Annotated in this window: 20 protein-coding genes, 1 pseudogene and 1 riboswitch; of the genes and pseudogenes, 7 read left to right on the top strand and 14 right to left on the bottom strand. The window is 32.3% G+C overall.

Translation table 11 applies throughout. The features are described from left to right. The first annotated feature begins 5 nt into the window (after window positions 1-5). Window positions 6-686: a bacillithiol biosynthesis deacetylase BshB2 gene (gene bshB2, locus MY490_RS08395; protein ID WP_069033403.1), complete on the top strand. Its 681-nt coding sequence runs from the start codon at window positions 6-8 to the stop codon at window positions 684-686. 78 nt (window positions 687-764) lie between these two features. After that, window positions 765-1,145, top strand: a complete 381-nt coding sequence (locus tag MY490_RS08390; protein WP_248268800.1) for a VOC family protein — start codon at window positions 765-767, stop codon at window positions 1,143-1,145. 53 nt (window positions 1,146-1,198) lie between these two features. On the opposite strand, the gene MY490_RS08385 is transcribed toward MY490_RS08390, so the two are convergent. From MY490_RS08385 to MY490_RS08365, 5 genes are all read right to left on the bottom strand, one after another. Further along, window positions 1,199-2,344, bottom strand: a complete 1,146-nt coding sequence (locus tag MY490_RS08385) for an ABC transporter permease (RefSeq protein ID WP_248268799.1) — start codon at window positions 2,342-2,344, stop codon at window positions 1,199-1,201. Then, the gene (locus MY490_RS08380) at window positions 2,344-3,468 is read right to left on the bottom strand and encodes an ABC transporter permease (protein WP_248268798.1); all 1,125 of its coding nucleotides are present in this window, start codon (window positions 3,466-3,468) and stop codon (window positions 2,344-2,346) included. The genes MY490_RS08385 and MY490_RS08380 overlap by 1 nt, the downstream gene beginning before the upstream one ends. A 36-nt stretch (window positions 3,469-3,504) precedes the next feature. Next, entirely contained in the window at window positions 3,505-4,440 is a 936-nt protein-coding gene (locus MY490_RS08375; protein WP_248268797.1) for an ABC transporter ATP-binding protein, read from the bottom strand. Between the two features lie 155 nt (window positions 4,441-4,595). Next, entirely contained in the window at window positions 4,596-5,699 is a 1,104-nt protein-coding gene (locus MY490_RS08370) for a sensor histidine kinase (protein WP_248268796.1), read from the bottom strand. Window positions 5,700-5,715: 16 nt separating this feature from the next. Beyond that, the gene (locus MY490_RS08365; RefSeq protein ID WP_248268795.1) at window positions 5,716-6,357 is read right to left on the bottom strand and encodes a response regulator transcription factor; all 642 of its coding nucleotides are present in this window, start codon (window positions 6,355-6,357) and stop codon (window positions 5,716-5,718) included. Between the two features lie 454 nt (window positions 6,358-6,811). Here MY490_RS08365 and MY490_RS08360 point away from each other — a divergent pair, with 454 nt between their 5' ends. From MY490_RS08360 to MY490_RS08355, 3 genes are all read left to right on the top strand, one after another. Next, a complete protein-coding gene (locus MY490_RS08360; RefSeq protein ID WP_248268794.1) occupies window positions 6,812-7,054 on the top strand; it encodes a hypothetical protein in 243 nt (80 codons plus the stop codon). Between the two features lie 63 nt (window positions 7,055-7,117). Then, window positions 7,118-7,252: a hypothetical protein gene (locus MY490_RS22120; RefSeq protein ID WP_282439852.1), complete on the top strand. Its 135-nt coding sequence runs from the start codon at window positions 7,118-7,120 to the stop codon at window positions 7,250-7,252. A gap of 531 nt (window positions 7,253-7,783) precedes the next feature. Beyond that, on the top strand, window positions 7,784-9,244 hold the full coding sequence (locus MY490_RS08355) for an IS1182 family transposase (protein WP_248268793.1): 1,461 nt from the start codon (window positions 7,784-7,786) through the stop codon (window positions 9,242-9,244). A gap of 342 nt (window positions 9,245-9,586) precedes the next feature. Here the strand turns inward: MY490_RS08355 and MY490_RS08350 are convergent, their stop codons facing one another. Further along, complete coding sequence (locus tag MY490_RS08350) at window positions 9,587-10,573, bottom strand: zinc-dependent alcohol dehydrogenase family protein (RefSeq protein ID WP_248268792.1); 987 nt, start codon at window positions 10,571-10,573, stop codon at window positions 9,587-9,589. 202 nt (window positions 10,574-10,775) lie between these two features. On the opposite strand from MY490_RS08350, the gene MY490_RS08345 reads away from it, so the two are divergent. Next, window positions 10,776-11,075, top strand: coding sequence for a hypothetical protein (locus tag MY490_RS08345; protein ID WP_129688588.1), 300 nt, complete (start codon window positions 10,776-10,778; stop codon window positions 11,073-11,075). A 69-nt stretch (window positions 11,076-11,144) separates the two neighbouring features. Here MY490_RS08345 and MY490_RS08340 read toward each other — a convergent pair whose 3' ends face one another. From MY490_RS08340 to MY490_RS08330, 3 genes are all read right to left on the bottom strand, one after another. Further along, window positions 11,145-11,714, bottom strand: a complete 570-nt coding sequence (locus tag MY490_RS08340; RefSeq protein ID WP_248268791.1) for a TetR/AcrR family transcriptional regulator — start codon at window positions 11,712-11,714, stop codon at window positions 11,145-11,147. A 17-nt stretch (window positions 11,715-11,731) separates the two neighbouring features. Further along, entirely contained in the window at window positions 11,732-12,424 is a 693-nt protein-coding gene (locus MY490_RS08335; RefSeq protein ID WP_248268790.1) for an MBL fold metallo-hydrolase, read from the bottom strand. Window positions 12,425-12,575: 151 nt separating this feature from the next. Beyond that, complete coding sequence (locus MY490_RS08330) at window positions 12,576-14,045, bottom strand: amino acid permease (protein ID WP_248268789.1); 1,470 nt, start codon at window positions 14,043-14,045, stop codon at window positions 12,576-12,578. Window positions 14,046-14,246: 201 nt separating this feature from the next. Then, a riboswitch (Lysine riboswitch) is annotated at window positions 14,247-14,424 on the bottom strand. A 201-nt stretch (window positions 14,425-14,625) separates the two neighbouring features. Between MY490_RS08330 and pdxK the strand changes: the two genes are divergently transcribed. Continuing rightward, window positions 14,626-15,441 (top strand): pyridoxine/pyridoxal/pyridoxamine kinase, encoded by an 816-nt coding sequence (pdxK, locus tag MY490_RS08325; protein WP_248268788.1) that lies wholly within the window; start codon window positions 14,626-14,628, stop codon window positions 15,439-15,441. Between the two features lie 219 nt (window positions 15,442-15,660). Here the strand turns inward: pdxK and MY490_RS08320 are convergent, their stop codons facing one another. The 5 genes and pseudogenes from MY490_RS08320 to MY490_RS08300 all read right to left on the bottom strand — a co-directional run bounded on the left by MY490_RS08320 (window position 15,661) and on the right by MY490_RS08300 (window position 18,736). Next, the gene (locus MY490_RS08320; RefSeq protein WP_248268787.1) at window positions 15,661-16,254 is read right to left on the bottom strand and encodes a YdeI/OmpD-associated family protein; all 594 of its coding nucleotides are present in this window, start codon (window positions 16,252-16,254) and stop codon (window positions 15,661-15,663) included. 277 nt (window positions 16,255-16,531) lie between these two features. After that, a complete protein-coding gene (locus MY490_RS08315; RefSeq protein WP_248268786.1) occupies window positions 16,532-17,239 on the bottom strand; it encodes a nitroreductase family protein in 708 nt (235 codons plus the stop codon). A 198-nt stretch (window positions 17,240-17,437) separates the two neighbouring features. Continuing rightward, window positions 17,438-17,860 (bottom strand): RrF2 family transcriptional regulator, encoded by a 423-nt coding sequence (locus MY490_RS08310; RefSeq protein ID WP_235832739.1) that lies wholly within the window; start codon window positions 17,858-17,860, stop codon window positions 17,438-17,440. A 240-nt stretch (window positions 17,861-18,100) separates the two neighbouring features. Next, window positions 18,101-18,223, bottom strand: a complete 123-nt coding sequence (locus MY490_RS22115) for a hypothetical protein (RefSeq protein ID WP_282439851.1) — start codon at window positions 18,221-18,223, stop codon at window positions 18,101-18,103. Window positions 18,224-18,374: 151 nt separating this feature from the next. Continuing rightward, window positions 18,375-18,736, bottom strand: a pseudogene (locus MY490_RS08300) (hypothetical protein). Window positions 18,737-18,824: the final 88 nt, after the last annotated feature.

The raw sequence follows: 18,824 nt of genomic DNA, 5'->3' as shown, positions 1-18,824 counted from the left end.
TAAAAATGAGTCAAAAACAAGAAAAAGTATTACTTGTGTTCCCTCACCCTGATGATGAAGCTTTTGGGGCTGCTGGAACGATTTCGAAGTTTACAAATAAAGGGATTCCTGTTACATACGCTTGTTTAACTTTAGGAGAAATGGGACGAAATATGGGAAATCCATTTTTCGCAACAAGAGAATCCCTTCCTACAATACGTAAAAACGAATTAATCGACGCTTGTAGAGAAATGGGAATCCAAGATTTAAGAATGCTAGGATTTCATGATAAAACAATTGAATTCGAAGACCCTGAGGATGTAATTAGTCCAATAAAGGAAATCATCGACGAGATTCAGCCAACTTTATTAATTACTTTTTATCCAGAGCATGGTGTCCACCCAGACCATGATGCAACTGCAAGAGCTGCTGTTGAAGCAGTTCGACGAATGGATAAGGAAGATCGTCCAACAGTATGGTGTATCGCTATTACAAAAGAACGCTTTGAAGTTTTAGGAAAACCAGATATCGTGAATGATGTAATGGATGTTGCAACTCAGAAGCTAAGAACGATGAAAGCACACCGTTCTCAGACAGAGGCGATGCTAAAAGACGTTGTAAAAATTGAAAAATTTGAGGATATACCCGATGATCGATTAAAATCATTTTTCGCGAAGGAATCATTCTATACCTATCAGTTTGAATAAACACTAACCAATGTAAGAAGGTAAATACCTTATATATGTAGAAAAAAAAGAGATTAAACTATTCTGGAGGTTAATGAAATGTTGAAAATGCGGTATTTAATTTTATATGTTTCAAATCTAGAAAAATCTCTTACTTTCTATACCGAGTCTTTAGGCCTTCCTATTCGTGGAAATCATGGTACGTATGTAGAATTAGATACTGGCAATACCGTACTGGCTATGATTGAACGTGGTAATGTTCAAGAGCTGACTGGATTAAATTATAAAAATACTGAAGCATCCTCTCAAACTTTTGAAATAGGATTTGTAACAGAAGATGTGCGTTCTACAATAGAAGATTTACGAACAAAAGGTGTAAAGATCATCAAAGAACCAATTACAAAACCATGGGGTCAAACAGTAGCATATGTAACAGATCCAGACGGTCATTTTATTGAAATTTGTAGTTCAAGGGACTAATAAAATAGCTAAAAAATCCATCTCTAAAATAAAGAGATGGATTTTTTTACTATCTACACAAAATTTCTAGTAGAACTATTACGACTAAATTTATAAATAGCAATTAAGAAAAATGCAGCCGCAAAAACTAAAAGGATTAAAATGTTTAAATATAAACTTCCTAAACTACTTCCTTGTTGCAACTTCGTCAATGTCTCTAATGTCCATCTTTGTGGAAGAAAATCCGCAATTCTTTGTACTGATGATGGCATAATCTCGATTGGCCAGAAACAACCGGAGATCATAACAGTTGGAACAACGATTAAGTTCTGCAATGCTCCAGATGATTTTGAACTATTAGAGAACGCCACAATCATTAATGAGATCCCGACTGAGACCAAAGCAAAAAGCATCATAACAATTGCTGCTTCCCAAAATGGAATTTGAATATCGATATGAAATACTTTAGTCATAAAGAGGAGCGTAATAATTACTTGGACAGTCATTACAATCATATTTACTACAACATTTGAGAAAATATATTTTCTAGCATTAATAGGTGCTGACAAAAGTCTGTAGTAAATTCGATTTTCTTTTTCCTTTAAAATAATTTCAGAAAGATTCCCTGCAGACATTAACATAATCATAATCAAAAAGCCTAAACTATATGTCATCATATTTTTAGATTGAGATGAATCCGATAATGTTTTTGTTGCGACCTTGAAGCTTGCGTTTTGGTAATTGGAGTACATTTGATTAAATTTAGTTTGGTCTGTTTTAGCCACTCTACTAATAGCTGAAACATTGTCGATATAATTGTATAAATAAGATTTTACAAAACTCGTAATTTGAGCACCTTTTATAGAAGATATTTGAATATGATTTGGATTACCAGAACGTACACTTTCTGTAAAACCATCATGGAACGAAATAACACAATCAAGTGATCCTGAAGCGATCTTATCATTGGCATCAGAATTGTTTATTATTTCAATACGAACGTTATCTAAGTGTTCTAAAAACTTAATCGTATCATTAGCAATAAATTGATGATCCTCATTGACAATCCCAACATGAACGATCGTTTTATTGGAACCACCATAAGCTAGAAAGGAAATAAAAATACCAATTAGAGGCACTAAAATATACATAATAATATTTTTCTTATTTTTAAAAGTAGCTCTTAAAGTATTTGAAATTAGCCAAAAAACTGTCTGCATTATAGCCCCTCCCTTCTTTTTAGAGTAATAGATGCAAGAAATAGGAATAATAAAGAAAAACCTATATTAAAGACAAGCGCCGGGATAGCAGCTGACAAGTCGTTTGCATAAATAATTTTTGTAATTGCAGTATTAACCCAAGTAAGTGGTGAGAGTTGAGTAATGAATTTTAAAATCCCACTAGTATCGCCCAATTTAAAGTAAGCTCCACCAAAGAATGAAGATAGCTGCACAACAATCATGATGATTGCTCTAGATGATGCATTTGATTTTGTGATATAGCTTACAACTAACCCTAAACTAATTGATAGAAGAACTTCCGTTAGTAAAACAATAAAGACTAATAATAGATGGCTACCCCAATTGGCTTTAAAAAAGAATTTACTGAAATAGACAACTACAATAATGCACAGAAAGTTAGCAACCAAACTTCCAAGTATTTTCCCTATAAAAATCTCAAATTTAGAAATAGGAGAAACGATTAATCGATCAGCAGTTTTTCTAACTCTTTCTCCTGTGATCAATTTACTTGCAGACATAGCTGCATAAAGAACAATCATAGTCGTCATTGCAATCGCGTAATAATCCATCGAACCTGGCTGTTTATTTGATGCAATCGACGTGTCCTTAATATAATCATCCTGAGAATTACCTAAAAAGACTTCTTTAACTTGAGTTGGATCGACTTTTGCAACTTCCACGCTAACATTATATTTATCTACGAAAGAAGTTAATATTCCTTGGATAACACTACCCTCAACACTGTTTCCTTCATTGATATAAAGCTTAATTCCGTTATCTAGAATAGAAATATAGCCATCATAATGATTTCGTTTCACTTCATTCTCGCCATTTGTATTACTCTCAGCTTTTTTAAAATGAATTCCAGACTTTTTCGTACTTTTAATTAGTTCGTTAAAATACTGCGAAAACTCACCAGTTGTTGATTGATCTTTATATAAAACATGCACATCTTTAATCGGGACAGATGTTGAAAAAGCATTTGAAAGTGAAGTACCTAAGACAAGCATTAAAATGATTGGAAATGCTAACATAAAAAATAAGTTCCTTACATCTCGAAAGTCACGCTTAATTTCCATGAAAGCAATATTAAAAATATTCAAGCTAATTGCCTCCTTATTAAATAATTTTCGATAAAGTTAATCACGTAAATTTCGGCCTGTTAATGTAAGGAAAACAGTTTCTAAATTAGGCGCATTTTCCTGTAATGAACTGATTTCGATTTCATTATTAATAAAATGTTGAATAATTTTATTTAAATTATTCACACCATTATCTGAAGTAATCGTAATAACATTATCTAAAATATGAACGTTTTCAACGCCATTAATCGCTTTAAGCTCCGCAACATCAATATTTTCAGTCGTTTTAACTTCAATTCGAATATCCTTTGTATTCGTAATAATCGATTTAAGCTGTTCCTTTGTTCCTTCAGCGATGATTTTTCCATGGTCAATAATTGAAATACGTGAGCATATTTCTTCAACTTCTTCCATGTAATGGCTCGTATAAATGATTGTACAGCCCATTTCATTAAGCTTACGTACACTATTAAGAATATAGTTTCGTGAATGTGGATCAATCCCAACAGTTGGTTCATCCATAATAATCAGTTTAGGTCGGTGTGCAATCGCACACGCAATATTTAACCTTCTCTTCATTCCACCAGAGAAATTTTTTGGATATTCCTTAAATTTATCTTCTAACCCTACAAATTGTAAGGCTTCTTCTACTCTTTCATTTAATTCCGAACCTCTTAAACCATAAAGTCCAGCGAAAAATCTAACATTTTCATAGGCAGTTAAATCTTCATAAATAGCTAAGTCTTGAGGTACCATTCCAATATTCATTTTTGCGAACTTACTATTCTTCTTACTGTTTTTCCCTAGAATTTCTACAGTTCCTTGATTACTTCGAAGTAGCCCTGAAATAATATTAATTGTCGTACTTTTTCCCGCTCCATTTGCTCCAAGAAATCCGAAAATTTCTCCTTCATCAATTGATAAAGACATATTATCTACTGCTATAAAATCCCCGAACTTTTTAGTTAAATTTTTTATCTCTAAAACTTTCATCCTCTCACCTCTTAACTAATTGTATGATGCTATTATAAGCAAAAGGGTGAACTAATATCAGTGTATTAGTTCACCCTTTTCACATGAGAATATTCATATTTTAATTTAGGCAAAATCATGATGGACTTAATAGAAACTCATATCACATGTTGAAATTATTGGATTGGAAGCAAAGTTGTAACTGAAAAACCATCATGACCATCCACTATTATTTTCCCGTCTATAGCCGCTGTTCTCTCTTCCATCCCAATGATGCCTAAACCTTTTTTAATTCTCACTTTCCCTTTACCATTGTCTTTTACATTTGTTTTTATCATTTTATTCATGACATGTATTTCAATCGACACCTCTGTAGCATTTGCATATTTCATTGTATTTGTTAAAGCCTCAACTACATTTTCTTGAATTACTTTCCATTGAATTGGCGTAATAAGATCGAGATTTCCTTTATAGACAAACAATGTTTTTAAATCATGCTTAGCAGAAAATTCATCTATGAATAATTTCATATGATGAATTCCCATTTGTTCAGTTGGAGGCTTCATATTTTTTAAAGTAAGTCTTATGTTTTCAATTCCGTCCTTTGAAATATTAATCGCATTTTGAAGCAATTCTAATGCTTTATCTTGATTAGTACTCATTAAATGTTTAGCTGCTTCCATTTGATATAGCGCACCTGTCATTGAATGCCCTATTTTATCATGGATTTCTTGAGAAATACGATTTCGTTCCTCCAATTTGAAGGTATATTCCGATTGCTCAATAAACTCATTATGATTATTTATCTTTTTTGACAGCTTTTGAATCGTTCTCCTCATTTTGTCAATTTGATCTTCTTTAAACCTTAATCTAGTGTTATACAAATTAACAAGCGAAAAAACGATAAAACTAAATAATGAAATTAATCCATAAATAGGCTGGAAAGAATTAGATATGTAGAAAATTGGAAGGAGTGCAAGAAAACAACCAATCCATTTTTTCGAAGTAAAAAAAGAAACAAGCTCTAAGATTGACATTGGGAGTAGTAAAAGAAATAATGGTTGTATCTTTAAATTGGAATAGACAATTAAACAAATTGATACGATTAGTAAAAATTTTATCAACAATCTATTTTTTATTAAATAAAGACTAATATTTAAACAAAAATAAACAAGCAATGTAAACAGTACCCAAGAGAAATTAGGAATTTCTTTTTGAATACAAATTAAAGCTATATACAAAATAACAGAAAGCTTATTTAATATAATCCAACGCTCCATATGTAACTCCTTCGCGCTAGTCTACTTTCCCAGTAATATAGAAAATAGCAATTTGTGTTCGATGTTCTAGCCCTGTTTTTCCGAGAATTGAAGTAATATAATTAGCAACTGTTCCTTCAGAAATATAAATTTGCTTAGAAATTTCCTTATTCGAAAACCCTTTTGCGATTAAAGCCATTACATCTAACTCTCTTTGGGTAAACAAACTCGTATCGATTTTCGTATCTGCTGTACTTGCATTGCTTGTTAAATTCGTTCTAATTTTATCCAGTACTAAATCTTGCATGACTGTATTTCCATGAAAAACACTTTTGATTGCTTCTCGAATTCGTTCTGGATCATTATTTTTTAATAAATAGCCTTTTGCTCCATTTTTCACAGCATCAATAATGTACTCATCATCATCAAATGTCGTTAAAATAAGTGGCTTTGTTTTAGTTTGCTCGGAAATATGCTTCGTAGCTTCAACGCCATTCATATTTGGCATTCGAACATCTAAAAGCGCTACATCTACTTCATTATTTTGACAATATATTAACGCTTCATTCCCATCATTTACGGTTTCTAATACTTCAAATTCTTCATAAGAGCTCAATATGATTTTAAGACCTTCTCTAATAAATGAGTTATCATCAGCAATAATTAATTTTATTTTCATTTGAATAGAGGGAGAAAATTTCTACCTCGTTTTCACATCCTTTATCCCATGAATTATATTTCCATTATATACCACTATTGACTAAATACCATGAGAAGAAAAAGATTAATCTTATTGATTCACAAAATAATCACTTTTTGTTTTACAAAGTCTTGACGTATTCATTAATAAAAAGGGAAACGAAACACACGAACTCTCTATTTGTGAATAATTTCACAATTTATTCAATAGTTAAAGTAAAATTTCTCCAAAAATTTAGTAAGATTTAATTGAGCGCACTGTTAAATTTTACTAAAAAATGTTTACCATTTAACTTATTTGTTTATACTTCTGCCGTTTTCAAAAAAGTTACAAATAGATTAATACTTTAATTAACGCCGGCAAAAATGAGATAACCTTTTCCTTATTAAATGAGAAAACAGTACAAGTCTTATTACAGGAGAAAAATAAGTTCATGAAAAAACTTAATACTAAAAAAATACTTATTACATTTATATTGGTGTTCATAACTAGTAGTTGTAATACCTCTAATAAGACATTTTTATTGAGAGGTACATTTGCGTGTAATGAACTGCCACTTGGATCAATGGTCTTTGATCCAGAAAATGACTATACATTTTATTATTATTACGCTGATTTACAAGGTAATGGAAGATTAGATAAAGGAACATTTTTAAGAAAATCTGAATCCCAATAAATAATAAAAAGTTTGATTTTTAAGGATATAGAAGTCACATATAAAAATAGTGGTTTCAAGATTATGATAAATGAAAAAGCATATTACTTTAAACAAATCGATGCAAATCCAAGTATCCAAACAAATTATGAAAGTAGGAAGTTTAATTATGAAAAAAATAGTAAGTTTACTAGTCTTTTTAAGCATCTTAATCCATAAAAACTAGAAAGCTCAGAAAACTGAGCTTCAGAGTGTTGAAATATGAAGACGTCAATAGGGAAAACGGACTTTAAATGAACATTTAATAATGATAAAATCAGCATTTTTTGAATGAGCTTTAATGGTTTTAAATGTAAATATGTTTGAGCAATTTCATTATTTCAATAACACTAGAAATGATTTTTTTAGACGTTAAAAATATTATGAGCTTTTTTAGAAAACAAATTCGATTGTTTAGTTTAATAAATGTTCAATATTAATTGATCTACAATCTGATTAAAGTTAGATTACTCTAAGGAAAGGCTATTTGATTAGGGTTTATCGCAGACATTTTTAGATGAATAAGTTGATTGGAATGGAGGGATGCTCGACTCCTATGGGATAAGCGGGAAGGCTGAGACCCCGCAGGCTTGCCGAGGCCACTGAAAAAGTCCTTGTGATTAAAAAAAGTGAAGGCTTTCTCGATTTCATCGAGGAAGCCTTCACTTTTTTCTTGTATAATTGTTGTATCAAGTAACGGTGGTGTATCGAATGATCTCAAATCAAGAATCTTTTACTCTCAGTCCTTTCATGGCTTTATACGATTTAATTGTTCCGAAAGATAATATACTTCGTCAAATAAATGAATTAGTAGATTTTACGTTTGTTTTAGAAGAATTAAAAAATAAATATTGCCTTGATAACGGCCGGAATGCAGTGCCGCCTATTCGTATGTTCAAATATTTGTTACTAAAATCGATCTTTGATTTATCAGATGTTGATGTTGTTGAACGATCAAAGTATGATATGTCTTTTAAATATTTTCTTGATATGGCTCCGGAAGAATCAGTGATCAATTCAAGTTCTTTAACGAAATTTCGTAAGCTTCGTTTAAAAGATGTTGAATTATTAGACATGTTGATCAATAAAACAGTCGAAATCGCACTTGAAAAAGAACTAATTAAAAGTACTTCCATTATAGTTGATGCAACTCATACAAGATCGCGATATAATCAAAAATCACCAAAAGAATTTTTAATGGAAAAGTCAAAGCTTCTTCGAAAAGCTGTTTATCAAATCAATGAGGGAATGAGAGGAAAATTCCCACAAAAGCCAACAACGAATGATTTAATCGATGAAATTAAATATAGTCAAAAAGTCATCCAATCTGTGGAAAAAGAAGAATCAATCCGTGAATATCCAAAAGTCAAAGAAAAACTAAACTATCTAAAAGAAATTGTAGAAGATTACGAGGGCAACCTAGAATTTTCACATGATCCTGACGCAAAAACTGGTCACAAATCAGCTGATACCTCATTCTTTGGTTATAAAACACATATTGCGATGAACGAAGAGCGTCTTATTACAGCTGCATTGGTTACTACTGGTGAAAAAAATGATGGAAAGTACCTACAAACATTGATTGAAAAAAGTTGTGAAACAGGAATGGAAATTGATACAGTCATTGGTGATACAGCTTATTCAGAGATTGATAATCTTCAATACGTAAATGAAAATGAATTAAAATTAGTTTCGAAATTAAACCCAACGATTACACATGGAACACGTAAAAAAGAAGATGAATTTCAATATAATAAGGATGCGGGTATGTACGATTGCAAGGCAGGTCATATGGCAATCCGAAAAAGAAGACAAGAAAGAAAAAATCAGAAAAAAAATCCGCGAGATATGTATTACTTTGATATTGAAAAATGTAAAAAATGTCCCTTTAAAGATGGATGTTACAAAGAAGGTGCCAAAAGTAAATCATATAGTGTAACAATTAAATCAACTGAACACAAAGAGCATGCACAATTTCAAGAAAGCGAATATTTCAAAGAGAAATCAAAAGAACGCTATAAAATTGAAGCAAAAAATAGTGAATTAAAACACAGACACGGGTACAATGTAGCAAATTCCACGGGTCTATTAGGCATGGAAATGCAAGGGGCAATGGCCATATTCGCAGTTAATTTAAAACGAATACTGACCTTAATGAAGGAAGAAAACTAAAAATGTATAAAGGAAAAGGCGATTTTCCGTTCAATTCTGAACGAAAAATCGCCTTTTTTAGATCATATATAGATTACAGTAAATAAAATTGACTGTTTTTCAGTGGCCTCGGCTTGCCGAGGAGGCTCAGGTCTCGCCCCATGGAAAGCGAGCATCCTGTAATGGAAATCAACATCACTCTACTCCTTTTACGATAATTTGATAATTAATTGACAAGGTATTTTTTCAACAGCATGAAGCTCAGAAAACTGAGCTTTTTTTACTGATAGGTGTGATTTCGTGCTAAAAAATCAAATGATATGAAAAAATCCCTATGCATATGCAAAAGGGATTCAATAACACTTACTTATTTTCAATTAATACTTTACCAAATTGCACTTCATTATTTTCAAAGTAATCATGAGCTTCTTTCACTTGATTAAATGTAAAAGATTTTGGATTGATTAGCGGTTTTAGCTTACCTTTTTCAACTAAAGTAGCAATTTTATTTAAAATAGCACTATGTTCTTTACGCCCTTCCTCAGTTTTTTGAGTAAGCAGAATAAAAATTACATGTAAAGATAAAGATTTGTTATGTAAAGGTGTTAAATCATGCGTCGAACGAGCAGCGATTGCTAGAACAGTACCTTTTGGTTTAACTGCAATAAATGATTGATCTAGGTTTTCTTTACCGACAGTATCAAAAACAAGATCAAAGCCTTGCCCATCCGTTAGGCGGTTAACATATTCTTGGACGGTCTCTTCCTTGTAATTAATGATGTGGTCTGCACCTAGTTTTTTAACTAAGTCCGCTTTTTCCTTCGACGAAACTGTTGTCGTCACAGTAGCTCCAAAAGCTTTCGCCAACTGGATAGCTAGATGACCAACTCCACCTGCCCCGCCATGAATTAAAATATGATCACCTTGTTTTAAATTACCTCTGTTAAAAAGTGCCTCCCATGCAGTAATAGCTGTTAATGGTAAACTTGCCGCTTCTTGAATTGGTAAATTTTTTGGAGCTTTAGCAATTACTGATTCTTCTATTAAAAAATAATCTGAAAGAGTACCCGTAAAGACATTTAAACCGAAAACAAAATCTCCAACTGAAAAACGTGAAACATTTTCACCAACTTCGACAACTTCACCTGAAAAATCACTATGTAAAATCATCGGAAAATTAGGATGGAACGAATTTTGTACAATCCCTTTTCTAATCTTTGTATCAATCGGATTGATACTAGTTGCAGAAACTTTAACTAAAACTTGGTGACCAGATGGCTTCGGTATTGAAAGTTCAACATTTTTAAACTCAGAGCTATCTCCATATTGATGAATGACAATTGCTTTCATAATAGGCCTCCTACGCAAAATAGAAAATATTATTAAGTCATTGTAGCATACAACAGTTCGAAAAAAATACAATTTTGACCTCAAATTAAAATCATAAGGTTTTGATTATAATGGTTAAAAATTTATAATTTATATTGTTTTTTCATGTTGGTTCAGTATAATCAATATAAATCTTTTAATCTTATTCATGGAGGAAATGACTATGGTAAACAAATTAGAGGAATTAAATGAGAGAAATACGTTAAACCATAGAAATATTGTAAAGTATGTAAAACACGTCTTTGATGAGTTAGACTTAAAAGTTAAAAGATTTCGTGAAGAAACAGCAATTAAGGCAGCTCATCATGCAAAGCCAGATTTAGAAGAAGAAAAATTATTTTATAACAATATTCACCATATGAAGACGTTACTAATTGACGTATTAGAACGTACTACTGAAGATCTTGAACATGCTGGAGATAAAAACTGGAATAAAAACTTTAAAGATGGCGTACAAGCTTAATTTTAAATAAAAACGTATTTTCTCTATAAATAAGGATAGGAGGGTATTTAACCCTTCCTATCCTTTTAATTATTTCATATCTGGCTTCAAATTTCTTACATAATTTTTCAATACAAAAAGCACACTTTCATCAATTGGAATATTTATACCAAATCCATCACTTTTTTCAAGCGAAACAAACCCATGGAGCAAACTTCTTAAACCTCTCACCGCATGAATAAGCTCAATGTCCGTTAAATTATATGGTTTCAATAACTCATAGATTAAGTTCAATATTTTATTCCCAGTTAACCGATACTCATCTCCAGGTGTTTGAGACGGAGATAATGTAGCTTTATATAAACCAGGATGGGTTCTAGCATAATCAAGATAAGCAAAAGCTAATGCAAAAATTGCTTTCTCATTATTTTTACCTTCAACCGAATCAAGAAGTTTTTCATAAAGTTGTGTAATCCCATGTAATGCAACACTATTTTTTAGTTCATCCAAATTCTTAATATGATTATAAATCGATGGAGGTTGAATCGTTAGCTTCTTTGCAAGATAACTAATCGTTAAAGCCTCCCACCCTTCTGTATCGACAATTTTAATTGAAGTACTCAGTAATTGATTAAAATTCAATCCAATTCTTGGTGACATTACGAATTCCCCTTCACTTACTGCTTTTTAAGAGCACGGTCAATTGCTTCTTGTGGATGACTTAACATCGTACCATGACCGACTGCTAATAATGTAGGTTTTAATTCACTAATTTTCTTAGCACTATTTAATGCAGCATCTTTATTCCATGTTGCCATAGATGGAAAAGGAAATAAAATTCTTAATTGACCAGAGATCGCAAAACCACCTCTTAATGAAAAAGCATCCCCAGCGATAATGGCATTAGTACGTTGATCTAAAAATGCCATTGAACCAGGTGTATGACCGGGAACTTCAACTGCTATTAAAGACCCAATAGTGTCACCTTCCTGTAGTAAACGATCCGGAGTAGTTTGGATATGTTTAGGAACGCCGCCTTTTATAGGAGTATTAGGCTCACTAGCTTCTAGACTAGTGTCGCCTTTTAATAATTTTGCATCTCGTTTTGAAATGGAGACGACTGCATCAGGAAGTAGTGATTTTAATTGATCAAGCGATCCAACATGGTCGCCGTGCGCATGCGTTAAAACGATATTTGTAATTTTTTTGCCGATTTGATTAGCCGCTTCAATTATTTTAGTCGCACTAAAGGATAGTGCTGTATCAATTAACGTAAGTTCGTTTTCTTCTTCAACTAAAAAACAATTTACAGGAAAGAAATTGGGTAAAAAGCTCAACTCATAAAGATCATTATTTTTCGTAATCTTCATTTTATACCCTCCTAATAATAAAAACTAATACCTTTAGTTTTATAATACTAAAGGTATTAGTTTTTGTGAACAAAAATTCCAAATTTACATAAAAATCGTTAAAATGACTAAAAAACCCTTTCATCAAAGATGAAAGGGCCATATATTATAATCATTTTCTAGATAAATCCATCTCTTTATAAGATACAACTTTCGTTTTGTGTTTAACTTTATAACCTAACCAAACAATTAAAAACACAGGAATTCCAATGTATGAAACAAGTACACCTTGCCAATCAATTGCATTACCAGTGAAAGCTTGCCAGTTTTGAGCTAATACAATAAATAAACAAGCTAAAAATGCTAAGATTGGACCTAATGGGAACCATTTTGCACGATAAGGTAGGTCATTCAAATCTTTACCTTGAGCAACATAAGCCTTACGGAAACGGTAATGAGAAATCGCAATACCTAACCAAGCAAGGAAACCTGATAAACCTGATAAATTTAATAACCAAGTATACACTTGACCTTCACCGAAAAATGAAGATAAACAAGCAAGTGAACCAACTGCAAGTGTTAGATATAAAGCATTTGTAGGAACACCATTTTTATTTACTTTTGTTAAAAATTTAGGAGCTTTTCCTTCAATTGCTAAAGTATATAACATACGAGTGGATGCGTATGTTCCACTATTACCTGCCGATAAAACTGATGTTAAAATAACTGCATTCATTACAGAAGCTGCAAATGCAACACCTAATTTTTCAAATACTAAAGTAAATGGACTAACAGCCACGTCGTTTTTCATTAGACCAGGATCTGTATAAGGAATTAATAAACCAATTACGATAATAGCTAAAACATAAAATAAAAGGATACGCCAGAAAATTTGACGGATAGCTTTTGGAACATTTTTTTCTGGATGTTCTGTCTCACCTGCTGCAACACCAATTAACTCTGTACCTTGGAATGAGAAACCTGCAACAATAAAGATTGATAATACACCTAAAAATCCATTATGGAACGGAGCATCTCCAATCGTAAAGTTTTTGAAACCTGCATGATGTCCACTTAAAATACCAAAAATCATTGCAATACCAACAACTAAGAAGACAACTACAGTTACAACTTTAATTAATGAAAACCAAAACTCTGATTCACCATAGCCTTTAACTGACAGTAAATTTAAACCTAAAATAATCACTAAAAAGATTCCGCTCCATAAAACAGCTGGAGTATGTGGGAACCAATATTTCATCAACATTGCTGAAGCTAATAATTCAAAAGCTAAAGTGATTGCCCAGTTATACCAATAATTCCAACCCATAGCAAAACCAAATGCGGGATCAACGTAGCGAGATCCATAAGTACTAAATGAACCAGAAACTGGCAAATAAGTCGCCATTTCACCTAAACTAGTCATTAAGAAATAAACCATAATACCAATTAGTCCGTAAGCTAAAACAGCTCCACCAGGACCAGCTTCACTAATTGAAGTTCCACTAGCTAAAAATAAACCTGTCCCAATTGAACCACCAATTGAAATCATCGTTAAATGTCTTGCTTTAAGGCCCCTTTTTAAAGAACCATCGTGAGTATTCGATACTACTTTATCATTTTTAGGGTTTGTTAGTCCCATCTTATTTCCTCCTCTTGATTCTTGCAATCTTATCTTTACGCGAGAATATGGGACGGTATAAAAGTGTTGTATGATGTGTATTTTACTCAGTATTTTCGTCAATATGTAAAGCATGGAAAATCTGGTAAAAATACAAAAAAACACGTGAAGCAATGTTCACGTGTTTAAGACTCAAATATATGTGTCAAACAGCATCAACATCTCTTCAATAGCCCTCCACAAGTAATCTTGTGACAGTCCTATGCTTATTCAGCAATAGGCCCAATAATAAATTTAAATGGTAAATTTATTATTTCGGCAGTTTCACCTTTTATTACTTTTCACAGGTACCATAAACCTCAAAGTAACGACTAATCAAAACTGCGCCTCTATCCATACGAGATAAAGATTATATTAAATTAATTTTTATAAACTCAATATACAATCTATTAATCTAGTTTGTCAATAAAATTTTCGACAAAAATAGACTCAACCTAATAGATCTATTTCTTGATTTACTCTTCATAATGCTCATGTCTTGTACCTAGCACTTATGTTTTTGTATAATAATTCTATGTAATTCAAAGGAGGAATTTTTCACATGACAATTTATAAAGCATTGACACTTGCGGGATCTGATAGTAGTGGTGGAGCTGGATTACAAGCTGATATTAAAACGTTTCAGGAACGTAATGTTTATGGCATGAGTGCAATTACAACTTTAGTAGCGATGGATCCTCATAATCATTGGCATCATCAAGTGTTTCCAATTGATATAGATACAATTGCGGCACAATTAGAAACGATCGTTGTTGGCGTTGGAATTCAAGCAATGAAAACAGGTATGCTTGGTTCAACTGAAATAATTGAATTAGCTGCAAAAACTATAAAAAAACATAATATTGATCGAGTTGTTGTAGATCCAGTTATGATTTGTAAAGGAAATGACGAGGCTCTTCACCCAGAGACAAATGATGCATTAAGAGAAATTTTAGTACCACTTTCAACAGTTGTAACACCAAATTTATTTGAGGCTGCTCAGTTAGCTAAAATGGCTCCAATCTGCACTGTTGAACAAATGGAAGAAGCAGCACGCAAAATCCATGAATTAGGTGCTAAGTTTGTTTTAGTTAAAGGTGGAAGCAAAATTCAGCATGAAAATGCAATAGATGTGTTATTTGATGGTGAAAAAATCGAGCATCTAGAATCTGACAGAATTGAAACTACATATACTCACGGTGCGGGTTGTACTTATTCTGCAGCGATTTGTGCAGAGCTTGCTAAAGGAGTAGAACCAAGAGAAGCAATCTACACTGCAAAGAAATTCATTACTGAAGCAATTCGTCACTCGTTCCCACTTAATCAATACGTTGGCCCAACAAACCACATGGCATATCGATTACATGGAGAAGGCTAATATCAAATAATGGGGCTGTCTCATACGTCAGATTAAATGATGTATGAGGTGCCCTATTAGTGTAAAAAAGGGTAAATGTACTAACGCTGGTGGGGGAAATCTCAACAGCGATTTAGCTTGCGCTGATATGATTAATCTTTTTACAGATAATAAGCAGATTTTAACAAGTTTTTATTCGATTTGGAACAGATTTTGCTAGTTTTGATTTTTATAATAAAACTAATCATTTAATCCTTTTCCATCGAGAATTTGATCAATATATTTCTCAACCCTAGACGTACGGGTTTTCGATTGTTTTGGTTGAGAAAAATAATAAATATAAGCTCTTTGACGTCCTGGCGTTAATGCTTCAAAAGCCGTTTTTAAGGTCGGGTTTTCATCTAATTTAAGTTGTAATTCTTCAGGAACTTCATAATCTGAAGTCTTTTTTAATTCTACTTGCAAACCTGCTTTTTCCACTTCAATTGCTTCTTTAATATAGTCCTTTAAAACGCTTTCCATTTCAATTATTTCCTGAATATTGGTGAACCGAATCTGACGTGCTGATTGTACATTTTCTGTTTGTTGAATCAGAATGCCTTTTGGATCTTTTAGTAACGCACCTTTGTGAAACAGAAGGGCACAATATTCTTTAAAACCATGAATTAAAACGATATTTTTATTATCAATTGTGTAACAAGGATGCATCCATTTAAAATCTTCAGTCAGTTCACAGTCAATGACGATTTCTCTTAACTTATAAAATTCTTCTTGCCACTTTTTCGCTCTCAATAAAAATGCTTCAACTTTAGGATGCATATTATTATTTGTCATCAATAAACACCTCTCATTAATTCCTCTTTTTTAACCTTAAATTTTCATCTCAATCATATTATTATTAGTAGCTTCATCAAAATTCTTCGTTTAAAATTTTACTATACATGTTTTTAGAATACCACTCGGATTGGCTCATCCACTTTATTCTTAGCTAGTTAGATGGATCATTACTCCCTCCAAAAAGTTATTCTTTAAACGGATGTAAATTTCCTTCAAACAAAAAAAGAACAGGGCAAAGGTTTCCCTTATCCCTGCTCTACATACTCTTCTAAGCTTAGTACTGATCCCAAGCAACAACTTCATCTAAAGTTAAACGAACTTTTTCGAAGCCTGCTTTGATTCCTTTACCAACTGAAATTAACATAACTGGTTTGAAGTTTGCTGGTACATTGAAAGCTTCTACGAATTTCGCTTGGTCAAATCCCCCCATTGGAACTGTATCTAAACCTTTTGCTTTTGCTGCAAGCATAAATTGCATTGAAACTAATCCACCATCAACCATCGCAATTTTTGTAGCAATTTCTTCTGGTAAACCACCGTAGTTTTTCACGATTGATCCAACGTAGAAGTCTTTCACTTCTTGAGTCATCATACCTTTTTCAACTAATTCATCATAAATGCGATTGGCATTTTTGTATGCTTCTGTATCACCTAAAACAGCGATAACTGCAGATGCATCCACAACTTGTTGTTGGTTATTAGCAATTGGTAATAATTTTTGCTTAGTATCTTGGTCCTTAATGACAAGGAATCTCCAAGGTTGTAAATTTGAAGAAGATGGTGCTTGAACTGCAATTTCTAATAATTCCTTAATTTCATCATCAGACATTTGAAAGCTTGGATCGTAATGACGAACTGATCTTCTTTCCTTTGCTACAGTAAAGAAATCCGTACTATCAAGTTCTTTTGGGGCTTCCATACCAAAATCTATTTCGTTTACTTTATTTAAATACTCTTCTTTTTCAGATTTAACATTAGACATATTTCATCTCTCCCTAATTAACTGTATTATTTATAAATACAGTATATGACTTTAACTGTATAAAAGTCAACTACAGTTTATAAAAAAATAAAATCGAAACATTTTAGTTTCGACTAAATTAGAAAAATACTAATAATTTGATTTTTAAACTGATTGCGAGCGTTTGGCAGGCAGTTTGAAACTAGTTTCGATTTTATTTTACCCATTTTCCTTCGGTAATAAGTCTGAAATTGTTTTCTTTGCAAGACCTTCAACAAGCCAACTTTCCATCTCATCTTTTAAATCGTATAAAGCAGATCGGGTAGATGGTGCAAAACATTCCTTACTATTTACATCTAAGAAGCCTTTTGAATATGGGTCTGATCTCATCGCATCATAAACATCTTTTAAAGTAATTTCATTAGCACCTCTGGCTAAATAATATCCACCATCTCGTCCTTCTTTAGCTGAAATAATGCCTGCTTTAACTAAATTGGCAAGAATTTTTCTTAAAAAAGTAGATTGTGCTTCAAGTTTTTGAGCTAATACTGCGCTTGGACAAATTCCGTCTTGCTCCGCTAAAACTAATAGAGATTGCAATGCTAGTCCAAACCATTTCGTACTAGAAACCTTATCTTTCAAGATCATTCACCTCAGTTACTAGTCTAAACTATTTTTTGAAAAAGACAACCTTATCTAATTTAATGTTCTATCAGAGGTGAAAAAAATTAAGTGGATTTAGAAAAATCCTACGTCATTTCCTAAATACGCAATAATGATTCGTAGTGATTTTAGTGACATTAAAATTAGTAATGATTACTTTTTTGATATTTCAACATCGTAAATTTACACGGAGGTTTACTTTCCAAATTCTTATGTGGCTCAAGAATTTCGGAAATTCCGATGAGTCCATAGTCGATAAGAAAAACCTTCTTCCTTTAAACGAATAGCATCAGATTTGATTTCCATACTATATTTGTGAAACTTTTGACCTTTTTTCGCCATAAAAAACACCCCTTAAAATCAATGTTGCCCAGCTGTGGGTTTTTCAACATCTACTTTAAGGGGTGCAGTCTAAAGGTAACGGGTTCTCTTTAGGGAGGGAAAACGTAAAATAATATGTCTTTCCAGTCTTAAATTAGCAACTTTTTAGTACTTAAAATAGCAATATAAATAACAGTGATGAAAACATTACTTCTGGTTCCCAATCACCCTCGCCGTGCATTGCAGTCATTACTGGGTAATTTTTATTATCTATATCTACGAAAATTGGGTCACCTAAGTCTTCGTCATAACCGATAATATACCAAGTTCCTTTCCAATCGCCATCAGCTTTACCTACTAAAGAATTGCCTTTATCGTCTACACTGTATCCTACTTGCCCTCTTTAAATTCATCCCTCGAAAATAAGTGAATAGAGATAAACTCAATTTCAGGGTCATCAACTTCCATCTCTATTTCTAAACTTTCCAAAGCTTCAATCTTATTTAGGATTACCTCTAAATCTTTATTTAACAAATGTTTCCCTCCAATAATATCTCATAGTTTTCGTCATTCATTTTCGACATTTAAATAGCACGTTAATCAGCATAGACAATAGTTATTG

The organism is Gottfriedia acidiceleris, assembly GCF_023115465.1.
Lineage (GTDB): Bacteria > Bacillota > Bacilli > Bacillales > Bacillaceae_G > Gottfriedia > Gottfriedia acidiceleris_B.
Note: the sequence above shows the minus strand (reverse complement) of the source record. Positions and strands in the feature narration are given on the sequence as shown.

Bases quoted from the DNA above. Each gene is read 5' to 3' on its own strand.
- MY490_RS08360 (WP_248268794.1), top strand. From the start codon at position 6,812: ATGAAAAAACTTAATACTAAAAAAATACTTATTACATTTATATTGGTG.
- MY490_RS08355 (WP_248268793.1), top strand. From the start codon at position 7,784: ATGATCTCAAATCAAGAATCTTTTACTCTCAGTCCTTTCATGGCTTTA.
- bshB2 (WP_069033403.1), top strand. From the start codon at position 6: ATGAGTCAAAAACAAGAAAAAGTATTACTTGTGTTCCCTCACCCTGAT.
- pdxK (WP_248268788.1), top strand. From the start codon at position 14,626: ATGACAATTTATAAAGCATTGACACTTGCGGGATCTGATAGTAGTGGT.
- MY490_RS22120 (WP_282439852.1), top strand. From the start codon at position 7,118: ATGATAAATGAAAAAGCATATTACTTTAAACAAATCGATGCAAATCCA.
- MY490_RS08330 (WP_248268789.1), bottom strand. From the start codon at position 14,045: ATGGGACTAACAAACCCTAAAAATGATAAAGTAGTATCGAATACTCAC.
- MY490_RS08335 (WP_248268790.1), bottom strand. From the start codon at position 12,424: ATGAAGATTACGAAAAATAATGATCTTTATGAGTTGAGCTTTTTACCC.
- MY490_RS08375 (WP_248268797.1), bottom strand. From the start codon at position 4,440: ATGAAAGTTTTAGAGATAAAAAATTTAACTAAAAAGTTCGGGGATTTT.
- MY490_RS08340 (WP_248268791.1), bottom strand. From the start codon at position 11,714: ATGTCACCAAGAATTGGATTGAATTTTAATCAATTACTGAGTACTTCA.
- MY490_RS08345 (WP_129688588.1), top strand. From the start codon at position 10,776: ATGGTAAACAAATTAGAGGAATTAAATGAGAGAAATACGTTAAACCAT.
- MY490_RS08390 (WP_248268800.1), top strand. From the start codon at position 765: ATGTTGAAAATGCGGTATTTAATTTTATATGTTTCAAATCTAGAAAAA.
- MY490_RS08350 (WP_248268792.1), bottom strand. From the start codon at position 10,573: ATGAAAGCAATTGTCATTCATCAATATGGAGATAGCTCTGAGTTTAAA.
- MY490_RS08385 (WP_248268799.1), bottom strand. From the start codon at position 2,344: ATGCAGACAGTTTTTTGGCTAATTTCAAATACTTTAAGAGCTACTTTT.
- MY490_RS22115 (WP_282439851.1), bottom strand. From the start codon at position 18,223: ATGGCGAAAAAAGGTCAAAAGTTTCACAAATATAGTATGGAAATCAAA.
- MY490_RS08320 (WP_248268787.1), bottom strand. From the start codon at position 16,254: ATGACAAATAATAATATGCATCCTAAAGTTGAAGCATTTTTATTGAGA.
- MY490_RS08365 (WP_248268795.1), bottom strand. From the start codon at position 6,357: ATGAAAATAAAATTAATTATTGCTGATGATAACTCATTTATTAGAGAA.
- MY490_RS08370 (WP_248268796.1), bottom strand. From the start codon at position 5,699: ATGGAGCGTTGGATTATATTAAATAAGCTTTCTGTTATTTTGTATATA.
- MY490_RS08315 (WP_248268786.1), bottom strand. From the start codon at position 17,239: ATGTCTAATGTTAAATCTGAAAAAGAAGAGTATTTAAATAAAGTAAAC.